Origin of the sequence: Cohnella panacarvi Gsoil 349, from assembly GCF_000515335.1 — a bacterium.
Classification (GTDB): Bacteria; Bacillota; Bacilli; order Paenibacillales; family Paenibacillaceae; genus Cohnella; species Cohnella panacarvi.
In genome coordinates this window covers 955,992-976,367 of sequence record NZ_KI911563.1, presented here as the reverse complement: position 1 = coordinate 976,367, position 20,376 = coordinate 955,992, and the positions used below count along the sequence as shown (strand labels likewise).

Annotated in this window: 25 protein-coding genes and 1 riboswitch; of the genes, 23 read left to right on the top strand and 2 right to left on the bottom strand. The window is 57.9% G+C overall.

Translation table 11 applies throughout. The features are described from left to right. Positions 1 to 7: 7 nt before the first annotated feature. Positions 8 to 169: a Z-ring formation inhibitor MciZ gene (mciZ, locus tag COHPA_RS25425; protein WP_156926594.1), complete on the bottom strand. Its 162-nt coding sequence runs from the start codon at positions 167 to 169 to the stop codon at positions 8 to 10. Between the two features lie 119 nt (positions 170 to 288). Between mciZ and COHPA_RS0104645 the strand changes: the two genes are divergently transcribed. The 4 genes from COHPA_RS0104645 (at position 289) to fur (ending at position 3,329) form a co-directional block, all read left to right on the top strand. Continuing rightward, positions 289 to 855, top strand: a complete 567-nt coding sequence (locus COHPA_RS0104645) for an NUDIX hydrolase (protein WP_027085035.1) — start codon at positions 289 to 291, stop codon at positions 853 to 855. Then, positions 855 to 2,030 carry an endonuclease Q family protein gene (locus tag COHPA_RS0104640; protein WP_027085034.1) on the top strand — a complete coding sequence of 392 codons (1,176 nt, stop codon included), beginning with the start codon at positions 855 to 857 and terminating at the stop codon, positions 2,028 to 2,030. Before COHPA_RS0104645 ends, COHPA_RS0104640 begins: the two co-directional genes overlap by 1 nt. 75 nt (positions 2,031 to 2,105) lie before the next feature. After that, complete coding sequence (spoIIM, locus tag COHPA_RS0104635; protein ID WP_027085033.1) at positions 2,106 to 2,759, top strand: stage II sporulation protein M; 654 nt, start codon at positions 2,106 to 2,108, stop codon at positions 2,757 to 2,759. Between the two features lie 111 nt (positions 2,760 to 2,870). Continuing rightward, positions 2,871 to 3,329, top strand: a complete 459-nt coding sequence (fur, locus tag COHPA_RS0104630; protein WP_027085032.1) for a ferric iron uptake transcriptional regulator — start codon at positions 2,871 to 2,873, stop codon at positions 3,327 to 3,329. A gap of 50 nt (positions 3,330 to 3,379) precedes the next feature. Here the strand turns inward: fur and COHPA_RS0104625 are convergent, their stop codons facing one another. Continuing rightward, positions 3,380 to 3,856 carry a glutathione peroxidase gene (locus COHPA_RS0104625; RefSeq protein ID WP_027085031.1) on the bottom strand — a complete coding sequence of 159 codons (477 nt, stop codon included), beginning with the start codon at positions 3,854 to 3,856 and terminating at the stop codon, positions 3,380 to 3,382. Between the two features lie 173 nt (positions 3,857 to 4,029). On the opposite strand from COHPA_RS0104625, the gene COHPA_RS0104620 reads away from it, so the two are divergent. The 19 genes from COHPA_RS0104620 to ribE all read left to right on the top strand — a co-directional run bounded on the left by COHPA_RS0104620 (position 4,030) and on the right by ribE (position 20,357). Beyond that, complete coding sequence (locus COHPA_RS0104620; RefSeq protein WP_027085030.1) at positions 4,030 to 4,500, top strand: MarR family winged helix-turn-helix transcriptional regulator; 471 nt, start codon at positions 4,030 to 4,032, stop codon at positions 4,498 to 4,500. Further along, entirely contained in the window at positions 4,487 to 4,951 is a 465-nt protein-coding gene (locus COHPA_RS0104615) for a glutathione peroxidase (protein WP_027085029.1), read from the top strand. Before COHPA_RS0104620 ends, COHPA_RS0104615 begins: the two co-directional genes overlap by 14 nt. A gap of 143 nt (positions 4,952 to 5,094) precedes the next feature. Beyond that, positions 5,095 to 6,213, top strand: coding sequence for an alanine dehydrogenase (gene ald, locus COHPA_RS0104610; protein ID WP_027085028.1), 1,119 nt, complete (start codon positions 5,095 to 5,097; stop codon positions 6,211 to 6,213). Positions 6,214 to 6,280: 67 nt separating this feature from the next. Continuing rightward, positions 6,281 to 6,514 (top strand): DUF4227 family protein, encoded by a 234-nt coding sequence (locus COHPA_RS0104605; RefSeq protein ID WP_027085027.1) that lies wholly within the window; start codon positions 6,281 to 6,283, stop codon positions 6,512 to 6,514. A 24-nt stretch (positions 6,515 to 6,538) separates the two neighbouring features. Next, positions 6,539 to 7,450 carry a tyrosine recombinase gene (locus COHPA_RS0104600; protein ID WP_027085026.1) on the top strand — a complete coding sequence of 304 codons (912 nt, stop codon included), beginning with the start codon at positions 6,539 to 6,541 and terminating at the stop codon, positions 7,448 to 7,450. 16 nt (positions 7,451 to 7,466) lie between these two features. Further along, a complete protein-coding gene (locus COHPA_RS0104595) occupies positions 7,467 to 8,642 on the top strand; it encodes a phosphopentomutase (protein WP_027085025.1) in 1,176 nt (391 codons plus the stop codon). A gap of 29 nt (positions 8,643 to 8,671) precedes the next feature. Continuing rightward, positions 8,672 to 9,499, top strand: coding sequence for a purine-nucleoside phosphorylase (locus tag COHPA_RS0104590; protein ID WP_027085024.1), 828 nt, complete (start codon positions 8,672 to 8,674; stop codon positions 9,497 to 9,499). Positions 9,500 to 9,708: 209 nt separating this feature from the next. Then, on the top strand, positions 9,709 to 9,894 hold the full coding sequence (locus tag COHPA_RS0104580) for a hypothetical protein (protein WP_027085023.1): 186 nt from the start codon (positions 9,709 to 9,711) through the stop codon (positions 9,892 to 9,894). Positions 9,895 to 10,042: 148 nt separating this feature from the next. Continuing rightward, a complete protein-coding gene (locus COHPA_RS0104575) occupies positions 10,043 to 11,242 on the top strand; it encodes a D-alanyl-D-alanine carboxypeptidase family protein (RefSeq protein WP_051421794.1) in 1,200 nt (399 codons plus the stop codon). Positions 11,243 to 11,381: 139 nt separating this feature from the next. After that, positions 11,382 to 11,735, top strand: a complete 354-nt coding sequence (spoIIAA, locus tag COHPA_RS0104570) for an anti-sigma F factor antagonist (RefSeq protein ID WP_027085021.1) — start codon at positions 11,382 to 11,384, stop codon at positions 11,733 to 11,735. Next, complete coding sequence (gene spoIIAB, locus COHPA_RS0104565) at positions 11,732 to 12,178, top strand: anti-sigma F factor (protein ID WP_027085020.1); 447 nt, start codon at positions 11,732 to 11,734, stop codon at positions 12,176 to 12,178. The genes spoIIAA and spoIIAB overlap by 4 nt, the downstream gene beginning before the upstream one ends. Positions 12,179 to 12,203: 25 nt before the next feature. Next, the gene (gene sigF / locus COHPA_RS0104560; RefSeq protein ID WP_027085019.1) at positions 12,204 to 12,962 is read left to right on the top strand and encodes an RNA polymerase sporulation sigma factor SigF; all 759 of its coding nucleotides are present in this window, start codon (positions 12,204 to 12,206) and stop codon (positions 12,960 to 12,962) included. 224 nt (positions 12,963 to 13,186) lie between these two features. Beyond that, a complete protein-coding gene (locus COHPA_RS0104555) occupies positions 13,187 to 13,840 on the top strand; it encodes a stage V sporulation protein AA (RefSeq protein WP_027085018.1) in 654 nt (217 codons plus the stop codon). Further along, the gene (locus COHPA_RS0104550; protein WP_027085017.1) at positions 13,833 to 14,258 is read left to right on the top strand and encodes a stage V sporulation protein AB; all 426 of its coding nucleotides are present in this window, start codon (positions 13,833 to 13,835) and stop codon (positions 14,256 to 14,258) included. The genes COHPA_RS0104555 and COHPA_RS0104550 overlap by 8 nt, the downstream gene beginning before the upstream one ends. A gap of 35 nt (positions 14,259 to 14,293) precedes the next feature. Continuing rightward, on the top strand, positions 14,294 to 15,895 hold the full coding sequence (locus COHPA_RS0104545) for a spore germination protein (RefSeq protein WP_027085016.1): 1,602 nt from the start codon (positions 14,294 to 14,296) through the stop codon (positions 15,893 to 15,895). A gap of 132 nt (positions 15,896 to 16,027) precedes the next feature. After that, complete coding sequence (gene lysA, locus COHPA_RS0104540; RefSeq protein WP_027085015.1) at positions 16,028 to 17,359, top strand: diaminopimelate decarboxylase; 1,332 nt, start codon at positions 16,028 to 16,030, stop codon at positions 17,357 to 17,359. Between the two features lie 36 nt (positions 17,360 to 17,395). Beyond that, entirely contained in the window at positions 17,396 to 17,827 is a 432-nt protein-coding gene (locus COHPA_RS0104535; protein ID WP_027085014.1) for a peptidylprolyl isomerase, read from the top strand. A gap of 144 nt (positions 17,828 to 17,971) precedes the next feature. After that, positions 17,972 to 18,170: riboswitch (FMN riboswitch) on the top strand. A 380-nt stretch (positions 18,171 to 18,550) separates the two neighbouring features. Beyond that, on the top strand, positions 18,551 to 19,648 hold the full coding sequence (ribD, locus tag COHPA_RS0104525; RefSeq protein ID WP_027085012.1) for a bifunctional diaminohydroxyphosphoribosylaminopyrimidine deaminase/5-amino-6-(5-phosphoribosylamino)uracil reductase RibD: 1,098 nt from the start codon (positions 18,551 to 18,553) through the stop codon (positions 19,646 to 19,648). A gap of 46 nt (positions 19,649 to 19,694) precedes the next feature. Then, on the top strand, positions 19,695 to 20,357 hold the full coding sequence (gene ribE / locus COHPA_RS0104520; protein WP_027085011.1) for a riboflavin synthase: 663 nt from the start codon (positions 19,695 to 19,697) through the stop codon (positions 20,355 to 20,357). Positions 20,358 to 20,376 lie beyond the last annotated feature (19 nt).

The following is a 20,376-nucleotide window of genomic DNA, read 5'->3' as shown; positions in this document are numbered from 1 at the left end:
GACCAGCCTACCGCCATGGCGAGCGCGGTCGTTCGATTGGCAGCCGAAGCGCGACGATAAGCGGCGTATCGCCGCCTTTGCTTCGTTGCTCTTGGCGAAGCGCGCGGCGAATTTCCCATGCTTTGCCTACGTATCGGAGCGTGTTCGGGTCGGCGTATTTTTTGAGCATAACGGAGCACCTCTCTTGAGCGGCAGTGCCTGCATAGCCGACTAGCTTGCAATCCGGCGGACAAGCCTATATGTTGAACTTATGACCATTCTGGCGAACCTATGACAGGAGGAACCGCAATGACCGAACAAGAGGGCAGCAAGCATCCGTTCTACGAGGCCACGATCGCGACCAAACCGATCTTCGAGGGACGGGTCATTTCGCTTCAGGTAGATACGGTTACGTTGCCGAACGGCGAGACGGCGACGCGGGAGATCGTCCGCCACCCTGGAGCCGTTGCCGTTCTAGCTTTGCTGGACGGGAAAATGCTCGTCGTCGAGCAATATCGCAAACCTTTGGAAAAGGCGCAGACGGAAGTTCCTGCGGGCAAGCTCGACGCGGGCGAAGCTCCGGAGGCTGCAGCGCTTAGGGAGTTGGAAGAGGAAACGGGATTTCAAGCGAAGTCCATCGTGCATCTGCACTCGTTCTCTACGTCTCCGGGCTTCGCCGACGAAATCATTCACCTTTATTTCGCGGAAGAACTGGACAGAGGAGAGCTGCGTCCTGACGAGGACGAGTTTCTGACTTGCGAAGCGATTACGCTCGAACAAGCGCTCGAATACGTGAGAGACGGACGGATATGCGACGCGAAGACGCTGCTGGCCGTTCAGGCTTGGCGCATCTATTCGCTGACGGGATTGTTCTGATGACGCTGCAGCCTGTATTCGCAGACCTACATGTGCACATCGGACGCAGCGATAGCGGCCAACCGGTCAAAATCAGCGGCAGCAAAAACCTGACGTTCCGCTCGATCGCGCAGGAAGCGTCGGAGCGCAAAGGAATCGCTCTGATCGGCATCATCGATTGCCATTCGCCCGCCGTGCAGGCGGACATCCGAACGAGCCTCGAAAGCGGCGAGATGACGGAGATTGCCGGCGGCGGCATACGTTACCGGAATACGACGCTTCTGCTCGGGGCGGAGATGGAAGTGCGGGACGAGGGAGGGGGGCCTTATCACCTGCTCGGGTTTCTGCCGGATTTGCAGGCGATGGAGGCATGGACGGAGTGGCTAAAGCCCCGGGTGACGAACGTCAACCTTAGCTCGCAGCGCGTGAGGTCGTCCGGAAGGGAGCTGCAGCGCGAGCTGGTATCCCGCGGCGGCTTGCTCGCGCCCGCGCACGTCTTTACGCCGCATCGCGGGTTGCTCGGCTGCTCGGCCGACCGTCTCGCCGATCGGCTCGATCCGGAAGGCATCGCAGCCGTCGAGCTTGGACTTAGCGCAGACGCGCTCATGGCCGGACGACTATCCGAGCTCGACCGGTATACGCTGCTGACGAATTCGGACGCTCATTCGACGGGCATGATCGGCAGGGAATGCAACGAGCTTCTCGTCGCCGAGCCTTCGTTCGACGAACTGCGATTGGCGCTGCGCCGCGATTCCGGACGCAAGGTGCTCGCCAATTACGGCTTGCATCCGCAGCTCGGCAAATATCATTCCAGCTATTGCGTCGCCTGCGAAACCGCGCTGCCTTCCGGCTCGCCGGAAGCTTGCCCGAATTGCGGCGGCACCAAGCTCGTACGCGGAGTGTCGGGCCGGGTCGATCAGCTTGCCGACCGCGCGGAGGGAATGCTCCCGCCGCATCGCGCGCCGTATAGGCCGCAAGCGCCGCTTAGCTTCATCCCGGGCGTCGGCCCTAAGATGAGAGAACGGCTGCTCGCGGAAGCAGGAACGGAGATGGAAGTGCTGCACCGCGCTTCCGAAGAAGCATTGGCGGCCGTCGCCGGCGAGCGGATCGCTTCGCTGATCGTCGCCGCCCGAGAAGGCAGAATTTCCTTCACAGCAGGGGCAGGCGGAGCATACGGCAAGATCGGGGGCGCATAATCGCGGCCTGTCCACATACACATAGGTTACGAGGAAGCTCGCGAACTTAGCGTTGTCGGACGGGAGGGAGTCGCCGTGAAGCTTCGATTGTGGAATATGTCGGCTCGCGACAAATTGAATTTGTACGTCTTCATGCTGGCGTTGATCGTCGTCGGCGCGGTGTTCGGCGTCTTCCTCGCCAGCGCGCTGACGCTCGAACAGCAGCAGGAGCTTGCCGATCAGATGGACCTCTATCTGTCGTCGATCCGGCATGCGGATCAATTCGATCACGCGGCTGCGTTCTGGGACAGCTTTATTTTCTACGGCAAATGGCTGGGGCTGATCTGGCTGCTCGGCGTATCGGTCATCGGGTTGCCGCTCGTTCTCGTGCTGGATTTTCTGAAAGGGATGCTGATCGGATTTGCCGTCGCGCTGCTCGTGGACCAACTTGCTTGGAAAGGGGTGCTCTTCTTCCTGGCTTCGACGGCGCTGCCGAACGCGATCGTCGTGCCGGCGTTGCTCATCGCCAGCGTCTCCGCTGCCCGATTCGCCTTTTTCCTCGTCCGCGAGAGGTTGTTCCGCAGGAAGGGTCAACTGCTGCCGCCTTTTCTCGCCCACACGGCGGTTACCGGATTAATGCTGGCCGTACTGCTCTGCGCTGCGCTATACGAAGCGTTCGTAGCGCCGGTTGTGCTCTCCCAATTAGCGCCTCCGGTCGACGCGCAGGTGACGAATGCCGTGCGAGAATAGCGAGTTTTACCGCCTTTTGGATGAGAATGTCTATCATTTAGAGGGTTTGACTTATCGAACGGGCGCGACCTATAATGGAAGCATGCTGTGTTTGCGACCGGAGGGGAAACGATGGAAGCCCGCATTGAAAAAGTGAAACAACAATTGCAAGCCCAGGGCTACAAGCTTACTCCGCAAAGGGAAGCAACGGTGCGCGTGCTGCTAGAGAACGAAGAAGATCATTTGAGCGCAGAGGACGTTTTCATGCTCGTTAAGGACAAAGCGCCCGAAATCGGTCTGGCGACCGTCTATCGGACGCTTGAGCTGCTTACCGAGATGCACGTCGTCGAGAAGATGAACTTCGGGGACGGAGTCGCGCGCTACGACTTGCGGACGGAAAGCAACAAGCATCACCACCACCATTTGATCTGCGTAAAGTGCGGATCGATGACGGAGATCATGGAAGATTGGCTCCTGCCGCTGGAAGAGCGACTGGAGACCGAATACCGTTTCACCGTCCTTGATCATCGGCTCGACTTTCAAGGAATTTGCGCCAAATGCCAACCGGACAATCCGCCGGAGCAACCATAATAATAAAGCTATTCCAACGCGATAAGCCGTCGGAATAGCTTTTTTGATTCCTATAGCAGCTCTCGGATGGAGCGTTCGATTCGCTCCGGAGTGTCGGTGGCCGAGAATCTGCGGACGACTCTGCCGTTCCGATCGACGAGGAATTTCGTAAAGTTCCATTTGATCGACTTCGTTCCGAGGAAACCTCGTTTCGCTTTCGTCAAATACTTATACAGGGGATGAATGCCGGCGCCTTTGACTTCGATTTTGGCGTGGAGCGGGAAGGTAACGCCATGATTAAGCTCGCATTGCTGAGCGATCGTCGCCTCGTCGTCCGGCTCTTGTCCGGCGAATTGGTTGCAGGGGAAACCTAGAACGGCAAGACCGCGATCGGCGTACGATTCATGCAGCTTCTGCAGTCCCTTGTATTGGGGCGCAAAGCCGCATTTGCTCGCCGTATTCACGATCAGCATCACTTTGCCCCGGTACTCGGACAAGTCTCTCGTCTCGCCCCGGATGCCGTTCACTTCGATCTCGTAGATGGACATACGTTCACACGCCCTTTCGCTGAATCAATAGATTTATATAAATTAAATTGTATACAATTTAAAATGCAAAGTCAACGCTTTACTCGTCCGTAACGCGAATGTTATAGTGAGATCATTCATTTAGATTGCATGCAATTAATTGGCGATTGATAGATAGGCAGAAGGAGGGTTTCATGCAACGCGACGCGGCAATAAGTTTGGACAATCAGCTTTGTTTCGCGGTATATGCGCTCTCGCGGGAAATCACGAAACGCTATCAGCCGTATCTGAAAGAGCTCGGTCTAACGTATACGCAATACATTACGATGCTCGCTTTGTGGGAGGATGATCGGGTCGCCGTCAAGCAGCTCGGCGCCAGGCTGTTGCTGGATTCCGGGACGCTGACTCCCTTGCTCAAGAAGCTGGAGACGATGGGACATCTGACGCGTTCAAGAGATCCAAGCGACGAGCGCAGCGTCATTATCGCGTTGACTGACCAAGGCAAGAAGCTGAAGGAGCAGGCGCGGGACGTTCCGGGGCGGATGTTCTGCCAGGCTGGGGTAACCCTGGAAGAAGCGGACGCGCTCAGAAAGCACATCGCATCGATGATGACCAAAGTACAACCGAACGGAATCGAGGAGGAACTGAAGAATGACGATCTATAACTACGAGGTTCGCAAAGCGAACGGAGAATCTACGACGCTTGAAGCTTATAAGAACAAAGCGCTGCTCATCGTGAATACGGCGAGTCAGTGCGGGTTGACTCCCCAGTACGCCGAGCTGCAGCAACTGCACGAACGATACGGGGACAAAGGCTTGTCCATCGTAGGTTTTCCTTGCAACCAATTCGGAGAGCAGGAACCGGGAAGCGCCGAAGAGATTGCCGAGTTCTGCTCCCTGAATTACGGCGTGACTTTCCCGGTGCTCGCGAAGATCGAAGTGAACGGACCTGGCTCCCATCCGCTATACCGCTACTTGACCGATCTGACGGGCGAAGAGATCCGTTGGAACTTCACGAAGTTTCTCGTTGGCGCGGACGGCCTTGAAATCGCGAGGTTCGAGCCGCAGGTAAAGCCGCTTGAGCTAACGGACGAGATCGAGCAACTGCTGCGATAACGGATCGCCTCGCGGCCGTGCGTCCTCCTAGTCGTTCGTTACGTATACTGATGTAAGACATGGCAGCGTTCGCCATGAAGCGCAGGATTGCCGGAGGGGCATCCTATTCAGGCGAATGAAGATTGCGGCGGGGAGGGAAAGACATGATTATCGGTTTGCCGAAAGAAATCAAGCTTCAAGAGTATCGCGTCGCGCTCATCCCTGCCGGCTGCGGAATGCTCGTGCAGCAAGGCCACGAGGTGATCGTCCAGAAAGACGCGGGAATCGGGAGCGGGTTCTCGAACGAGGAATTCGCGGCGGCCGGGGCGATAATCGCGGAAAGCGCCGCCGAGGTGTGGGCGACCGCGGATATGATCGTTAAAGTGAAGGAGCCGCTTCCCGAAGAGTTCGTTTATTTCCGGGAAGGCTTGATCCTCTTTACGTATTTGCATCTGGCTGCGGCTACGGAGCTGGCGAAGGCGCTTGTCGATCGGCGGGTGACCGGCATCGCGTACGAGACGATCCAGATGCCCAGCGGCAGCTTGCCCTTGCTCGTCCCGATGAGCGAAGTGGCCGGGCGCATGTCCGTTCAGGAAGGCGCGAAATACCTCGAGGCATACTTCGGCGGACGCGGCGTGCTGCTAGGCGGCGTTCCGGGCGTACCGCCAGCGGAGGTCGTCATTATCGGCGGCGGCATCGTCGGAACGAACGCGGCCAAGATGGCGCTGGGGTTAGGGGCCGAAGTCGTCGTGATCGAGAAAAACAGCGAGCGGATGCGATATTTGGACGACGTGTTTCAAGGACGGCTGCGGACGCTGTCGAGCAACCCTTACAACATCGCGAACGCGGTGCGCAAAGCCGATCTGCTCATCGGCGCGGTGCTCGTTCCCGGCGCGAGAGCGCCAAGGCTCGTCACGGAAGAGATGGTCACGACGATGAAAAAAGGCGCGGTCATCGTCGACGTGGCGGTAGACCAAGGCGGCTCGATCGAGACGATCGACCGCGTGACGACGCACGAGCATCCGACGTACGAGAAACACGGCGTCATCCATTACGCGGTCGCCAACATGCCGGGAGCCGTTCCTCGGACGTCCACGCTGGCGCTTACGAACGCGACGATCGATTACGTCCTGCAGCTCGCGTCGAGAGGCTTCGAAGCGGCGGTGACGATGAACCCCGCGCTTGCGCTCGGGGTCAATGCGCACAAGGGCGTCATCACGCACAACAGCGTTGCGCATGCAGTCGGAATGAATTACACTGAGCTTCAAAGCGTATTAGGATAAGCATGAATCATTTCCCCTTTTCGTTCATACGGATTAATACCGTGCAGGGACAAGAGGGGGAAGCTGTATGCAAGAGACGGTCAACAAATGGCGGGAGCGACTGCAATTTACGCTCCTTTTCGTCGTATTGACGCTTTTCGTGCATCATTTTTTCAGCCTGTTTCACGACTGGTTGAAGCCGAGAGATCCGTATAAAGTCCCGGAAGGCAGAGCGGAGAAGGTGTTCCAATCGGGAGATGGGAACGACCCTTCGGTTTCTCCGGGCGATCGGCTTCGGTTGTTTTATTGGCTCGGAGAATAGCATACAGAATAGAGGACGACGGAGATGACGACGCTTCGCGATTGGCTGCGCGCCTATTTAGGCGAGCTGGAGCAAGAACGCTCCATATCCGCGAACACTTTGCAGAGCTACAGGAGCGACTTGAACGATTTTATCGCCATGATGGAAGCCGCCGGCGTTACGAAACCGACCGAAATACGGACTTTTCATATTCAAACCTATTTGAATAAGCTGCGAGCGGAAGGACGTTCCGTTGCCACGGTCAACCGCAGAATCGTGTCCATCCGCGCTTTCTGCAACGAGCTGGCGATACGCCGCGCGCTCGATTACAATCCGGCGATGCAGCTCGAATCGGCGAAGATCGAGCGCAAGCCGCCCCAAGCGATCGAGACGGAAGAGATGGTCAAGCTGCTCGAGCTCCCGGACGTGCGCACGGACCATGGGCTGCGGGACAGAGCGATGTTGGAGCTGCTATACGCCTCGGGTTTGCGGGTGTCGGAGATGATCGCGCTCGATATCGGCCATATTCGACTGGATATGGGTTTTTTGCTATGCTTAGGTTCGCGGGGGAAGGAAAGAATGGTACCGATCGGTTCTCATTGCACGGAGTGGATGACCCGTTATATGGAACAATCGCGGCCGAGGCTCCTCCATCCGGACAAGCCGATAAGCGCGATCTTCGTCAACAACCTCGGAGGGCGATTGACGCGGCAGGGGTTCTGGAAAATCATGAAAAAATACGCCGCGCAGCTAGGCATCGATATATCGCCGCATACGCTCCGGCAGTCTTTCGCCGTGCATTTGCTCGGCAACGGTGCCGATCTGCGCGCCGTTCAGGAAATGCTCGGACATGCCGCGCCGGCGACGACGCAAGCGTACCAGCCGCCCGCCAAGCTTAAGCTCAAAGAAGTGTACGAGATGAGCCATCCGCGGGCTAGAACGTCAAGACTCGAATGATAAAGGGGAAACCAGCATGGGTTTCGGTAAAGTAACGGTAATCGTTCTCGACAGCGTCGGGATCGGAGAATTACCCGATGCGGCGAACTACGGAGACGTCGGTTCGCATACGCTCGGACATATCGCGGAGCGGGTTACGGCCCTATCGCTGCCGAATATGAGGAAGCTAGGTTTGGCGAATATCGCCCCGATCTCGGATTGGCAGCCTGAACCGTCGCCTGTCGGCTATCATGGCAAAATGGCCGAAGTATCCGTCGGCAAAGACACGATGACCGGCCATTGGGAGCTCATGGGCTTGCGGATCGACACGCCGTTCCGCACGTTTCCGGACGGTTTTCCGCAGGCTTTGCTCGCGCAGTTCGAGGATGCGACCGGCAGATCCGTCATCGGCAACAAACCGGCTTCCGGCACGGAAATATTGGACGAGCTTGGCGAGGAGCAAATGAAGACGGGGGCGTGGATCGTCTATACGTCCGCCGACAGCGTATTCCAATTGGCCGCCCACGAGGAAATCATTCCGCTCGAGGAGCTGTACGACGCGTGCAGAATCGCCCGGAGGCTCACGCTGGCGGACGAATACGCGGTCGGCCGCGTCATCGCGCGTCCTTATATCGGTAAGCCTGGAGCGTTCAAGCGCACGGCGAACCGGCACGACTACGCGGTGAAGCCGCCTCAGCCGACCGTGCTTAACGCGTTGAAGCAGGCGGGGCGCGACGTGACCGCAGTCGGGAAAATCAACGATATATTCAGCGGGGAAGGCATCACGGCCGCATACCCGACGAAGAGCAATGAAGACGGCATCGCCGTGACGGTCCGCGAGATGAACAAGGACTTTAGCGGGTTGTTGTTCACGAACCTGGTCGACTTCGATTCCTTGTACGGCCATCGCCGCGATCCGGAAGGTTACGGACGCGCGCTGGAAGTATTCGATCGCGCGCTGCCCGAGCTCATGGCGGCAACCGGCAAGGACGATCTGCTGCTCATTACCGCCGATCACGGGAACGATCCGGTGCATGCCGGAACCGACCATACGCGCGAGTACGTGCCGTTGCTGGTATACAGCCCAAGCTTCGCGGCCGGCGGGCGGTTGGAGACGAGGCCTAGCTTCGCGGATTTGGCAGCGACGATCGCCGATAACTTCGGGGTGTCGTTCGCGACTCACGGCAATAGCTTTCTAAAGCTGCTGCGATAATCATTATAGCGATACGAGGAGAGATCAGGATGTCCAACTTAATCACGAAAGCGGTAATCGACGAAGCGGCCGCGTATATTCGGTCCACGACGAGCGTTACGCCGGAGATCGGCCTCATTCTAGGCTCCGGCCTGGGCGTACTGGGAGAACAACTGGAGGATGCGGTGACGATCCACTATGCGGACATCCCTCATTTTCCGGTATCCACGGTCGAAGGCCACGCTGGCGAGCTTGTCATCGGCAGGCTGCAGGGAAGGAACGTCGTGCTTATGCGCGGCCGGTTCCATATGTACGAAGGCTACGAGCCGGAGCGTACGGCATTCCCCGTGCGCGTCATGAAGGCGCTCGGCGTCCGTACGCTGCTAGCGACGAACGCGGCCGGCGGCGTGAATATGTCGTATAAGCCGGGCAACCTGATGCTGATCTCGGACCACTTGAATTTAACGGGCCGCAACCCGCTGATCGGACCTAACGATAACGCGCTCGGCGCTCGTTTCCCTGACATGTCCGAGGCATACAGCCGCAGGCTGCGCGCCATTGCCAAGGAAACGGCGGCGGAGCTCGGCTTCTCGGTGCAGGAAGGCGTATACGTAGGCCTGCTGGGGCCGAACTACGAGACGCCGGCGGAAATCCGCATGTTCCGCACGTTGGGCGCGGACGCGGTCGGCATGTCGACCGTCTCGGAAGTGATCGTAGCCAGACATTCCGGCATCGAAGTGCTCGGCATATCGTGCATCAGCAATATGGCCGCCGGCATTCTCGACCAACCGCTGTCCCACCAGGAGGTCATGGAGACGACGGAGCTCGTGAAGGAACAATTCCTGTCCCTCGTGCTGAACGTGCTGCCTAAGATGTAAGCTGCGGTGTAAGTTAGCCTCATCGTCCTGAGCGGACGGTGGGGCTTTTTTGCGCCTTTACAACGATATCCCCTTCGCTCAGGATGGGCAGCAGCTCGATGCCGCCGCGCTGCTGCCCCATCCCGCTCCAACTCCGAGACATTTCCGCCAGGCTGTCCGCATCTACTAGTAGAGAACGTATGATTCGTCTATGAGGAGGGCCAATAGCCATGGCTAAATCGAAGCGGGGACGCTCGTTGTACAACTTGCCGGCGCGAGGGAGAGGAACATGTCCGGTATGCGGTTCTACCCGGATCAAGCTGCTCTACCCGCGAACGCCGGCAAGCAGGAAGACGATTCAAGTGTGCAAAAGGTGCTCGGTCGCGCCGCAAACGAAAATAGACGCCGTCGTGTAGCCGCCGATGCCGATCTCCAAACAAGGAGGTCGGCTTTTTTCTGCTTCGGCGAAGACTGCGTATGGAATATATTTCTTTCCGAAAGGAAAGACTGAAGGGAAGAAGTCCAGACAACATGGCCGTGATCCGGCCGAGAGGAGAGCCATCATTGAACGCAAGCCGATTTCGCGTAAGAGGGTACCGAGGATTCGTCATCGCGCTAGCCGCGCTGCTTTTATTGCCGTCCGCGGCATGGGCGGAGGAGGGGAAAGGGCAGGCATCGGTACCGATCGCCGGTCTTGCCGCCAGCGCCAAATCCGCCATTCTGATGGATGCGGACAGCGGCACCGTCGTTTACGAGAAGAACAGCAACGCCAAGCTGCCTCCGGCCAGCATTACGAAGATTATGACGATGCTGCTCGTGATGGAAGCGATCGATGAAGGACGCCTGAAGCTGACCGACAAAGTGCAGACGAGCGAATACGCCGCATCCATGGGCGGATCGCAGATTTTCCTTGAACCCGGCGAAGAGATGACCGTCGACGACATGCTCAAAGGCGTCGCCCTTGCCTCCGGCAACGACGCTTCGGTCGCGCTGGCCGAGAAGATCGCGGGCAGCGAGCAGCAATTCGTGGCGATGATGAACGACAAAGCGGCGCAATTAGGGATGAAAAATACGAGGTTCGAGAATTGCAACGGCCTCCCTGCCGCAGGCCACGTATCCTCCGCCCACGATATCGCCATCATGTCCCGGGAGCTGCTGAAGTACGAAGGGATTACGAAGTATACGGGACTCTATCAAGACCATTTGCGCAAGACAAGCGAGAAACCGTTCTGGCTCGTCAACACGAACAAGCTGGTACGGTTCTATCACGGCGCGGACGGTCTCAAGACCGGTTACACGAACGAAGCGAAGTTCTGCCTGTCGGCTACGGCCCGCAGAGAGAATTTAAGATTGATCGCCGTCGTGATGGGAGAGCCGAACACGAAAACCCGCAACGCGGAAGTGTCGCATCTGTTCGATTACGCATTCGCCCAATTCACGAACGTGCCGATCTACAAAAAAGGCGACGCCATCGGCGAGTTCACGATCGAGAAAGGCGCAACGAAGAAAGTGCCGCTCGTCGCCAAACATTCGTACAGCATTCTGCTTCGCAAAGGCGACGCCGGCAAAGGCATCCGCCACGAACTCGTCCTGAATCGCGTCCAAGCGCCAGTCCAAGCGGGAGACCCGGTCGGCAAGCTGGTCGTGTATCGCAACAACGAGGTCATCAAAGAATTCCCGGTGGAATCGCCTGTGACCGTAAACCGCGCCGGCTGGTGGATGCTGTTCAAGCGGGCGACGGGCAAGCTGTTCATGGCGGATTGACGGTTCGCCGATCCTTTAGCGCTGGCGCATATTGTCGCGTTATCGCGCGTAGCTTCTAGTTTTGTCGGAGGGCAGGAATGGGAGAGCCTGCCGTAGAATTGGTGACCATGCAGCTAATGCAGCGAAAGGGGAAAAGCGCATGAGCTTACAGGTCGAGCTGGAGCAGCACCGCAACGTATTGATCGTTCGGCTTAGAGGAGAATTGGATCACCATACCGCGGACGTCGTCAGGTTCAAGATGGAGGATGCCATCCTTCGGGGGCGCTGCGATCACGTCGTATTGAGCCTGAAGGATTTGCAATTCATGGACAGCTCCGGTCTGGGCGTTATCCTTGGACGATACAAGCTGGTGAAGAGCCGCGGCGGCAAAATGGTCATCAGCGACATCCAAACGAGCGTGAAGCGCTTGTTCGAGTTGTCCGGGTTGTTCAAAATACTGTCGGTGTACGAAACCGAACGTTCGGCGATCGCCAGTCTGGAGGTCGTCTCATGAGCGGACACAACTATATGAAGCTCGCCTTCGCCAGCCGTTCCGAGAACGAAGCGTTCGCCCGCATCACGGTCGCGGCGTTCGTAACGCAGCTCGATCCGACGATGGAGCAGCTCGACGAGATCAAGACGGTCGTATCCGAGGCGGTTACGAACGCGATCATCCACGGCTATAACGGCAGCGAGCAAGGCACGGTGACCGTTGAAGCGATCATAGACGGCGATACGCTAAGTTTAACGATTTCCGACGAAGGCGGAGGCATCGAGGATGTGGAGCTGGCACGCCAGCCCTTGTACACGTCCAAGCCGGAGCTGGAGCGTTCGGGAATGGGTTTCACGATCATGGAGAACTTCATGGACGCGTTCGAGGTCGAGACGAGTCAAGGCGCGGGCACGAAGCTCCGGATGAAAAAGCGGATCGAATCCAAAAAAGCGTTGTTCAATTAATAACCGTGCGGCAGGGGTTGGAGGCATGGAACTGGAGTGGAAGCGTTCGTCTCCGCCGGCTTACTTGGATGACAGCGAAGTCAAGCGCTTGATTGCGCTCAGTCAATCCGGAGATGTAACCGCGCGCGACACGCTCGTGAACAGCAATATCAGATTGGTATGGTCGGTCGTCCAACGGTTCGCGAACCGGGGATACGACAGCGACGATTTATTCCAAATCGGATGCATCGGACTGCTCAAGTCCGTCGATAAATTCGATCTATCGTACGACGTCAAATTTTCCACGTACGCGGTTCCGATGATCATCGGCGAGATCCAGCGTTTTCTTCGGGACGACGGGACGCTTAAGGTCAGCCGTTCGCTCAAGGAAATGGCGAACCGCGTCCGCAAGGCGAAGGACGAGCTTTCCAAGCGGCTGGGACGCGGGCCTACGATCGGCGAAGTCGCCGAGGAGCTCGGCGTGACGCCGGAGGAAATCGTCTTCGCGCAAGAAGCGAACAAGCCGCCCGCGTCGATCCACGAGACCGTATTCGAGAACGACGGCGATCCGATTACGCTTATGGATCAGATCGCCGACGAATCGCAGGAGAAATGGTTCGACAAGCTCGCGCTGACCGAGGCTATCCAAGGGCTCAGCGAACGCGAACGGCTCATCGTCTATCTTCGTTACTTCCGCGACCAGACGCAATCCGAGGTCGCCGGCAGGCTCGGCATCTCCCAAGTCCAGGTCAGCCGTCTCGAGAAGAAGATTTTACAGTCGATCAAGAACCAAATCGCCCAGTAGTGGTTTTGAAATTAGCCCTGTGTGATGAATGCTCCAGAAAGCAATGAATCTCTCGGAGAAGTTTACGTCCGCCTTTGTATCCGACAATTATCCTTAAAGGGTAATCAGAAAATTGTTGGAGACAACAGCGGCCGGAGAGAGATTCAATTGCTGAATGGGGTCTGCCATCGCATAAGGCTTTTTTTGCATTCCTGGGCATACTACCCCAAAAGGGGAGGGAGCCGATGGAACAACTGGAACCTGACATCGTCTACGTCCGCATGAGAAGGCGCGCGGTCGTGAAGCCCGGAGCCGTCGTTACGCTCGGCGACGTCGCGCGTATCGTCGTCGATCCTCGATTGGAACATCGGCTGATGCGGCTTCCGCTTCATCGCATTACCGAGCAAGACGGCAACTTGCTCGTCATTGATATGCTGCAGATCGTCAAGGCGATTCGCGAGGCGGAGCCCGGCATTATGATCGAGACGTTCGGGGAGCCGCACGTGCTGCTCGAGATCGTCGCTTCCGGCGAAGTGAAGCCTCGCCGATGGCTGCTCGTCACCGCCTGGATTTTGCTGTTCTTCGGATCGGGCATGGCGATGATGAACTTCCATGCCGACGTCAACATGCCGGCCGTCCAGAAGCGCATTACCGAGCTTATCACCGGCAAGCCGGCCATACACCCTTGGTTGTTTCAAGTTCCTTATTCGATCGGCGTGGGGATGGGGATGCTGCTCTTCTTCAATCGCCTGCTCCGCCGGAAGCTGAACGACGAGCCGAACCCCCTCGAAGTCGAGATGTTCATGTACCAAGAGAACGTCAACCACTACGTGATTACCGAGGAATACCGCAAGAAACACGAGCGGCTCGAGATGCGGGCAGGGGATCGGCGTGATTGACGGGTTCCACGGTATCGTGCTCGTCCTGATCAGCTTCGCCGGCGGATTTACGGTGGGCAGCGCATTCGTCGCCTTGCTCATCGTGCTCGATCTGATACCGAGGCTTGTCCAGCTTACGCGGGCTTACCGGCGGTCCGCATGGTTCGAATCCGGCATTCTCTCCGGGGCGGTCTATTGGAGCTCGGCGGATCTGTTCGGATGGAGCTTCGCTTTGCCGGACGGGGTGTTGCTCGTTCCCGCGATTTTCCAAGGCTTGTTCGTGGGCATGTTCGCTGCGGCGCTGACCGAAGTGCTGAACGTGCTGCCGATCTTGGCCAAGCGGCTGAGACTGAAGCCCTATTTGTTCTCTCTGCTGCTTGCGCTCGTGCTGGGCAAACTGACGGGCTCGCTCGTCGATTGGCTATGGCTGCGACCTTAGCCCGACGAAGATTCTATGATATCGAGGAGGAAGGTATGGAGACGACGGAACACGACAGCATGGACTTTATGCATGACGGGATGCTCGGGATGCCCAAGCGGGATCGCGAACAGGCGCAGGCCGATCGTGAGCAAGGGAACCAGGGCGGCGTTCGACCGAAGCAGAGCGGCACGAAGAACGAGGAAGATCCGATCCCCGATCGCATGGATGCTTTCAAGGAAGCGCTGAAGGAAGCGATAGGGTACGAGAAAAGCTTCGAAGTGCAAGTTCGCGAGATGTCCGTCGGCGACCGCGCGATCGCCCTGCTGTTCCTTAGCGTGTTCGCCAAGGATACGTCGTTGACCGAGATATTGAAGCGGCTTACGTACCTCGAACCGGGCAGCATGAGCCATGATGCGATCCACTCCTTTCTCGAGCACTACGTGCCCGCGATCCAAGTGCAGGTCACGTCCTCGTTCCGGAAAATGATCGATCAAGTGCTCGCGGGCAATACGGCGTTCTTCGTCGAAGGCCAGAGCGAAGTGCTGCTGATCGACGCCAAGCAATATCCGGCCCGCACGCCGGAGCAGCCGTCGCTCGAAAAAGTCGTCCGGGGCAGCCAAGACGGCTTTACCGAGACGCTGCTCACGAACGTAGCCTTGATCCGCAGAAGGCTGCGCGACCCGAAAGCCCGCTTCGAGATGATGCAGGTCGGCCGGCGGACGCAGACGGACTTATGCATCGGCTACATTCAAGATATCGCGAACCCGCAGTTGATCGAATCGATACGCGATAAGATCAAAGCGATCGATATCGACGGTCTCCCCCTTGCCGACAAGGAACTGGAGGAAATGACCGTTAAGGGCGCGTGGAGTCCGTTCCCGCTCGTCCGCTATACCGAACGGCCGGACGTCGTCGCCGCCCAATTGCTGAACGGAAGCGTCGCGGTTATCGTCGACACCTCGCCGAGCGCGATGCTGCTGCCGACGACGTTCTTCGATCTCATCCAGCATGCGGAGGAGAATCGCCAGAATCCGTTCATGGGCACGTACTTGCGTTGGATTCGCTTTATCGGTATTTTCGCCTCCATGTTCTTAATGCCGCTATGGTATTTATTGAGCCAGAACGCCACGATGCGGCCCGAATGGCTGGCGTTCGTCGGCGCCGACAATACGGGGACGATTCCGCTTATCCTGCAGTTTATGCTCGCGGAGATCGGCGTCGATCTGCTTCGGCTCGCTGCCGTCCATACTCCCGCGCCGCTCGTGACGGCGATGACCCTGTTGTCGGCGATCCTGATCGGCGATATCGCGGTCAAGACGGGTTTGTTCATCAACGAAGTCATTCTGTACATGGCGGTGTCGGCGATCGGCATGTTCGCCACGCCAAGCTACGAATTGGGGCTTGCCAACCGGATCGTCCGGATCGGGCTGCTGCTGGCCGTTTTCCTCATGGGCAATATCGGGTTCGTGCTCGGAACGACGTTCGTGTTCGTCTATTTGGCCGTCGAGAGGTCGTTCAACGCACCGTATCTATGGCCGCTGCTTCCGTTCAACGGGCGCGGGCTGCTGTCGGTGCTCCTGCGGCGCCCGCTATCGTCCAACAAAAAGAGATTGTCCATTTACAGAACGCTCGACAGCCGCAAGCAACCTTCTTGAAGACATTAATGCAAATGTTGTGGCAAAATCTCCATTTCCCCGCGCGGTATTTTCGGCTATACTCAGAATAATTCGCGCAAGTCCGGACAGGATGTTCCAATTCCGGAAAATGAGATAAAAGGGGAATCGCATATGTTTTTGCACGGGACGAGCAAAATCAACAGCAAGGGTCATCTTGAGATCGGGGGCTGCGACGTTACGGACCTCGCCAAAGAGTTCGGGACGCCTCTCTATATCGTAGACGAAGAACTCGTGCGCCAGCGCGCGCGCGAATTCATGGACGCATTCCGCAAGACCGGCTTGCGCCACCAAGTCGCTTACGCTTCCAAAGCGTTCTGCGTCATGGCGATGTGCCGCTTGGCGGAAGAAGAAGGCATGAGCCTCGACGTCGTATCGGACGGCGAGCTTTATACCGCCTTGCAAGCGGGCTTCCCCGCGGAGCGCATCCACTTCCACGGCAACAACAAGACGCCCGAAGAAATCAACATGGCGCTCGACGCCAATATCGGCTGCTTCGTCGTGGACAACTTCATCGAGCTGCAATTGCTGAACGCGTTAGCTAGCGACAAAGGCAAAACCGTAAACGTGCTGCTCCGCATTACGCCAGGGGTAGAAGCGCATACGCACGACTATATTTCCACCGGCCAGCAAGACTCGAAGTTCGGCTTCGACTTGAGCAACGGAACGGCGTTCAAAGCGGTAGAAACCGCGATCGCGCAATCGAACCTTAAGCTGCTCGGCGTTCACTCGCATATCGGCTCGCAAATTTTCGAAGTCGAAGGCTTCAAGATGGCGTTCGAGAAAGTCGCCGGCTTCGCGGTCGAAATCCGCGACAGATTGAACTATACGTTCACCGTGCTTAACCTTGGCGGCGGCTTCGGCATCCGCTACGTCGAAGGCGACACTCCGTTGCCGCTCGGCACGTACGTGCAAGCGATCGCGGACGCCGTTCTGACGACTTGCCAAGGCGCGGACTTCCCGCTGCCCGAAATTTGGATCGAGCCGGGCCGCAGCATCGTAGGCGACGCGGGAACGACGCTGTACACGGTCGGCACGAGCAAGGAAATCCCGGGCGTGCGCAAATATATCGCCGTCGACGGCGGCATGACGGACAACCCGCGTCCGGCTCTGTACGAGTCCAAGTACGAAGCGGTGCTCGCCAACCGCGTGAACGACAAGCGCGAGGAAGTCGTATCCGTAGCCGGCAAATGCTGCGAGAGCGGCGACATGCTGATCTGGGACTTGAACCTTCCGACCGTTAAGACCGGCGACCTGCTTGCGGTTTTCTGCACGGGTGCGTACAATTATGCGATGGCGAGCAACTACAACCGCATTCGCCGCCCGGCCGTCGTCTTCGTGAGAGACGGCAAGGCGGATTTGGTCGTCGCTCGCGAATCGTATAAGGACATCGTCGGCAACGATCTGATTCCGGAGCGCCTGCGCAAGCAAGCGGTATCCAAATAATCGATCGTAGGCCGCGGACGCGAAGGAGTGTTCATATTGGCTAAGGAAGCAGTCATTACGTTGCCGGACGGCAAAGAAGTCGTACTCGAGATGTTCGATCAGGACGCTCCGAATACGGTATCCAATTTCGAGAAGCTGGCGAACGAAGGATTCTACAACGACGGCGTGTTCCACCGCGTCATTCCGGGATTCGTCGCGCAAGGTGGCTGCCCTAACGGAACGGGAACGGGCGGACCGGGCTACACGATCCCCTGCGAGCATAACAAGAACAAGCATGAGCGCGGAAGCCTTGCGATGGCGCATCGCGGCCCGAACACGGGCGGCAGCCAGTTCTACATCTGTTATAAGCCGCAACCGCATTTGGACGGCGTCCACACCGTATTCGGCAAAGTCAAATCCGGCATGGAGCTTGTCGACGCGTTCAAAGGCCAAGATAAGATCCAATCGATTCAAGTGCGCGACGTTTAATCGGCACGCGCGGCTGCAGAACCTCTTCCTTCCGGGATTTTCTCCCGAGGGAAGAGGTTTATTGTTTGCGCTCGTCACGCCCTTGCCGTGGTGCAATATATTGCAATTTATTAGGCGGGATGGTACACTTTCACTCAATCAGTTGCTTACCTTCGGGGCGGGGCGAAATTCCCCACCGGCGGTGATCGGCCGCGCGGGACGCTTTTTCGAGAAGTTCCTGCCGCGCGAGCCGTCAGTCCGTGACCCGTCATCGCTCTTACCGGCCGACCGGCAGAGTGGCGATGCGGTGGACCTGGTGCGAATCCGGGACCGACAGTTACAGTCTGGATGGGAGAAGGAAGCGCAGCGCGGCCTAACCGTGCCCAAGCTGAGTATCGAACGGCGCAGGAAGATCGGCAATCGTTGTTGTAGATTGTTCATTATTTCACGATTCATGATGACGGCATACGCCATTCCATTCTGAATCGCTGGACATGAACGACATCGTCCGTATGGGCTAGATGATCGTTTATGCTTGCATGCCTGCGTTCGTTGGTTGAGCGATATCCGTCTCGCCGACGCTCGTCGCGCGACGCAGCCGCCAACTGACGTCTATTCGTTCGTGCCAAAGGGTACCTTCATAAGGTCTTTCTATCGCTGTGCCTCTACAACCCCCGGGGAGTAATCCCTTGGGGTTTTTTTTAGCTTCGCCAAGGCAACGGCGAAGGAGAGGAGAGTGTCTAGTTGAACGTTCTGAACGACGAATACTACATGAAACTCGCGCTTCAGCTCGCCGAAGGGGCGGCCGGTCAGACGGGCATTAATCCGGTCGTCGGCTGCGTCGTCGTCAAGGAAGGACGCATCGTCGGAATGGGCGCCCATCTGAAACGCGGGGAAGCGCACGCCGAAGTACATGCCCTGAATATGGCTGGCGACCAAGCGGCTGGAGCTACCGCATATGTAACGCTCGAACCGTGCAGCCACCACGGGGCGACGCCGCCTTGCTGCGAACGGTTAATCCAAGAGAAGGTGGCGCGGGTCGTCGTCGCGACGACCGACCCGAATCCGCTAGTCGCGGGAAGAGGCATCGAGAGACTCCGCGAGCACGGGATCGCCGTCGAGGTCGGCTTGCTGGGAGAACAGGCGGCGTCGCTGAACGAAGCGTTCAATCACTTCATCGTGAAGCAGCGTCCGTTCGTTACATTGAAGACAGCACTCACGCTCGACGGACGCATTGCTACGCATGCCGGTCATAGCAAGTGGATCACGGGACCGGCCGCGAGAGAAGCCGTACACACGCTCAGGCATCGCCATGCGGCTATCATGGTCGGCGCGGAGACGGTGCTGACGGACGACCCGGAGCTGACGACGAGGCTTAGCGTACCCGGCCTGCATCCCGTCCGGATCGTTGTCGATTCGCAGCTTAGAATACCGGATCGCGCCCGCGTGCTGAACGCCGAAGCGCCGACGATCGTGCTGACGACGGATGCCGCCGACGCGGACAAGGAAGAGAAGCTCAAGCGGATCGGCGCCGAAGTGTTGCGCTGCGGCGCCGGACCGCGTGTCGATCTGGAGGACGCGATGAGCAAGCTCGGGGAGCGGGGCATAAGCTCGATTCTGCTCGAAGGCGGCGGCGTGCTTAACGGCGCCATGCTGCAAGCGGGGTTAATCGACAAGCTGATGCTGTTCTATGCGCCGATCATCGTCGGGGGAGAAGGCTCGCCCTCGGGCTTCGCTTTCCGCGGACCCGAAGCGATGTCGGCCGCTTATCGGCTGCAAGGCGTCAAGCTGGAGGCGTACGGCGACGATTGGTGCGTGACCGGTTATCCGGTTCGAGGGTGAGTTGGCTCGAGCCCGGCGAAGACTTATTCCTATTAAGGGGGCCGCGATGTTTACTGGACTCATAGAAGAAATCGGGTCGCTCCGTTCGGTCGAACGGCGCGGCGAGGCGATGATCCTGACGATCAACGCCGTCAAAGTACTCGAGGATGTAAAGCTCGGCGACAGCATCGCGGTGAACGGCGTATGCTTGACCGTCGTGAAATACGATGCGCGATCGTTCGCGGTGGACGTCATGCCCGAGACGTATCGCCATACGAACCTTGCATCGCTTCAGATCGGAAGTCCGCTTAATCTGGAACGGGCGATGATGGCCGGCGCGAGATTCGGCGGACATATCGTGCAAGGACACGTAGACGGTACGGGCGTCATACGGGATCGCCGAGCCGAAGCCAACGCGGTCATTTTCAAGATCGAACCGCATGAGCGGAATGCGCTTCGCCACGTGATCCCGCAAGGCTCGGTAACGCTCGACGGCATCAGCCTTACCGTCGTCGACGTCGACCGGGAGGCGGGAAGCTTTATCGTCTCGATTATTCCTCACACGCTGAAGGAGACGGTGCTGCAGCACAAGCATGCCGGAGATACGATCAATATCGAATGCGATATTCTGGGCAAATATATCGATCATTTGCTGCACGCTCCGGAAGACCGCACGGCGCAGTCCGGCGGACTAACGGAAGCGGTGCTGCGCGACAACGGATTTATATGACATCGAGGAGGCGTAAGCA

What these genes read in the sequence shown, in the direction of transcription:
- mciZ (WP_156926594.1), bottom strand. Translation starts at nt 169, where the DNA reads ATGCTCAAAAAATACGCCGACCCGAACACGCTCCGATACGTAGGCAAA.
- COHPA_RS0104645 (WP_027085035.1), top strand. Translation starts at nt 289, where the DNA reads ATGACCGAACAAGAGGGCAGCAAGCATCCGTTCTACGAGGCCACGATC.
- COHPA_RS0104640 (WP_027085034.1), top strand. Translation starts at nt 855, where the DNA reads ATGACGCTGCAGCCTGTATTCGCAGACCTACATGTGCACATCGGACGC.
- fur (WP_027085032.1), top strand. Translation starts at nt 2,871, where the DNA reads ATGGAAGCCCGCATTGAAAAAGTGAAACAACAATTGCAAGCCCAGGGC.
- COHPA_RS0104625 (WP_027085031.1), bottom strand. Translation starts at nt 3,856, where the DNA reads ATGTCCATCTACGAGATCGAAGTGAACGGCATCCGGGGCGAGACGAGA.
- COHPA_RS0104620 (WP_027085030.1), top strand. Translation starts at nt 4,030, where the DNA reads ATGCAACGCGACGCGGCAATAAGTTTGGACAATCAGCTTTGTTTCGCG.
- COHPA_RS0104615 (WP_027085029.1), top strand. Translation starts at nt 4,487, where the DNA reads ATGACGATCTATAACTACGAGGTTCGCAAAGCGAACGGAGAATCTACG.
- ald (WP_027085028.1), top strand. Translation starts at nt 5,095, where the DNA reads ATGATTATCGGTTTGCCGAAAGAAATCAAGCTTCAAGAGTATCGCGTC.
- COHPA_RS0104605 (WP_027085027.1), top strand. Translation starts at nt 6,281, where the DNA reads ATGCAAGAGACGGTCAACAAATGGCGGGAGCGACTGCAATTTACGCTC.
- COHPA_RS0104600 (WP_027085026.1), top strand. Translation starts at nt 6,539, where the DNA reads ATGACGACGCTTCGCGATTGGCTGCGCGCCTATTTAGGCGAGCTGGAG.
- COHPA_RS0104595 (WP_027085025.1), top strand. Translation starts at nt 7,467, where the DNA reads ATGGGTTTCGGTAAAGTAACGGTAATCGTTCTCGACAGCGTCGGGATC.
- COHPA_RS0104590 (WP_027085024.1), top strand. Translation starts at nt 8,672, where the DNA reads ATGTCCAACTTAATCACGAAAGCGGTAATCGACGAAGCGGCCGCGTAT.
- COHPA_RS0104580 (WP_027085023.1), top strand. Translation starts at nt 9,709, where the DNA reads ATGGCTAAATCGAAGCGGGGACGCTCGTTGTACAACTTGCCGGCGCGA.
- spoIIAA (WP_027085021.1), top strand. Translation starts at nt 11,382, where the DNA reads ATGAGCTTACAGGTCGAGCTGGAGCAGCACCGCAACGTATTGATCGTT.
- spoIIAB (WP_027085020.1), top strand. Translation starts at nt 11,732, where the DNA reads ATGAGCGGACACAACTATATGAAGCTCGCCTTCGCCAGCCGTTCCGAG.
- sigF (WP_027085019.1), top strand. Translation starts at nt 12,204, where the DNA reads ATGGAACTGGAGTGGAAGCGTTCGTCTCCGCCGGCTTACTTGGATGAC.
- COHPA_RS0104555 (WP_027085018.1), top strand. Translation starts at nt 13,187, where the DNA reads ATGGAACAACTGGAACCTGACATCGTCTACGTCCGCATGAGAAGGCGC.
- COHPA_RS0104545 (WP_027085016.1), top strand. Translation starts at nt 14,294, where the DNA reads ATGGAGACGACGGAACACGACAGCATGGACTTTATGCATGACGGGATG.
- lysA (WP_027085015.1), top strand. Translation starts at nt 16,028, where the DNA reads ATGTTTTTGCACGGGACGAGCAAAATCAACAGCAAGGGTCATCTTGAG.
- ribE (WP_027085011.1), top strand. Translation starts at nt 19,695, where the DNA reads ATGTTTACTGGACTCATAGAAGAAATCGGGTCGCTCCGTTCGGTCGAA.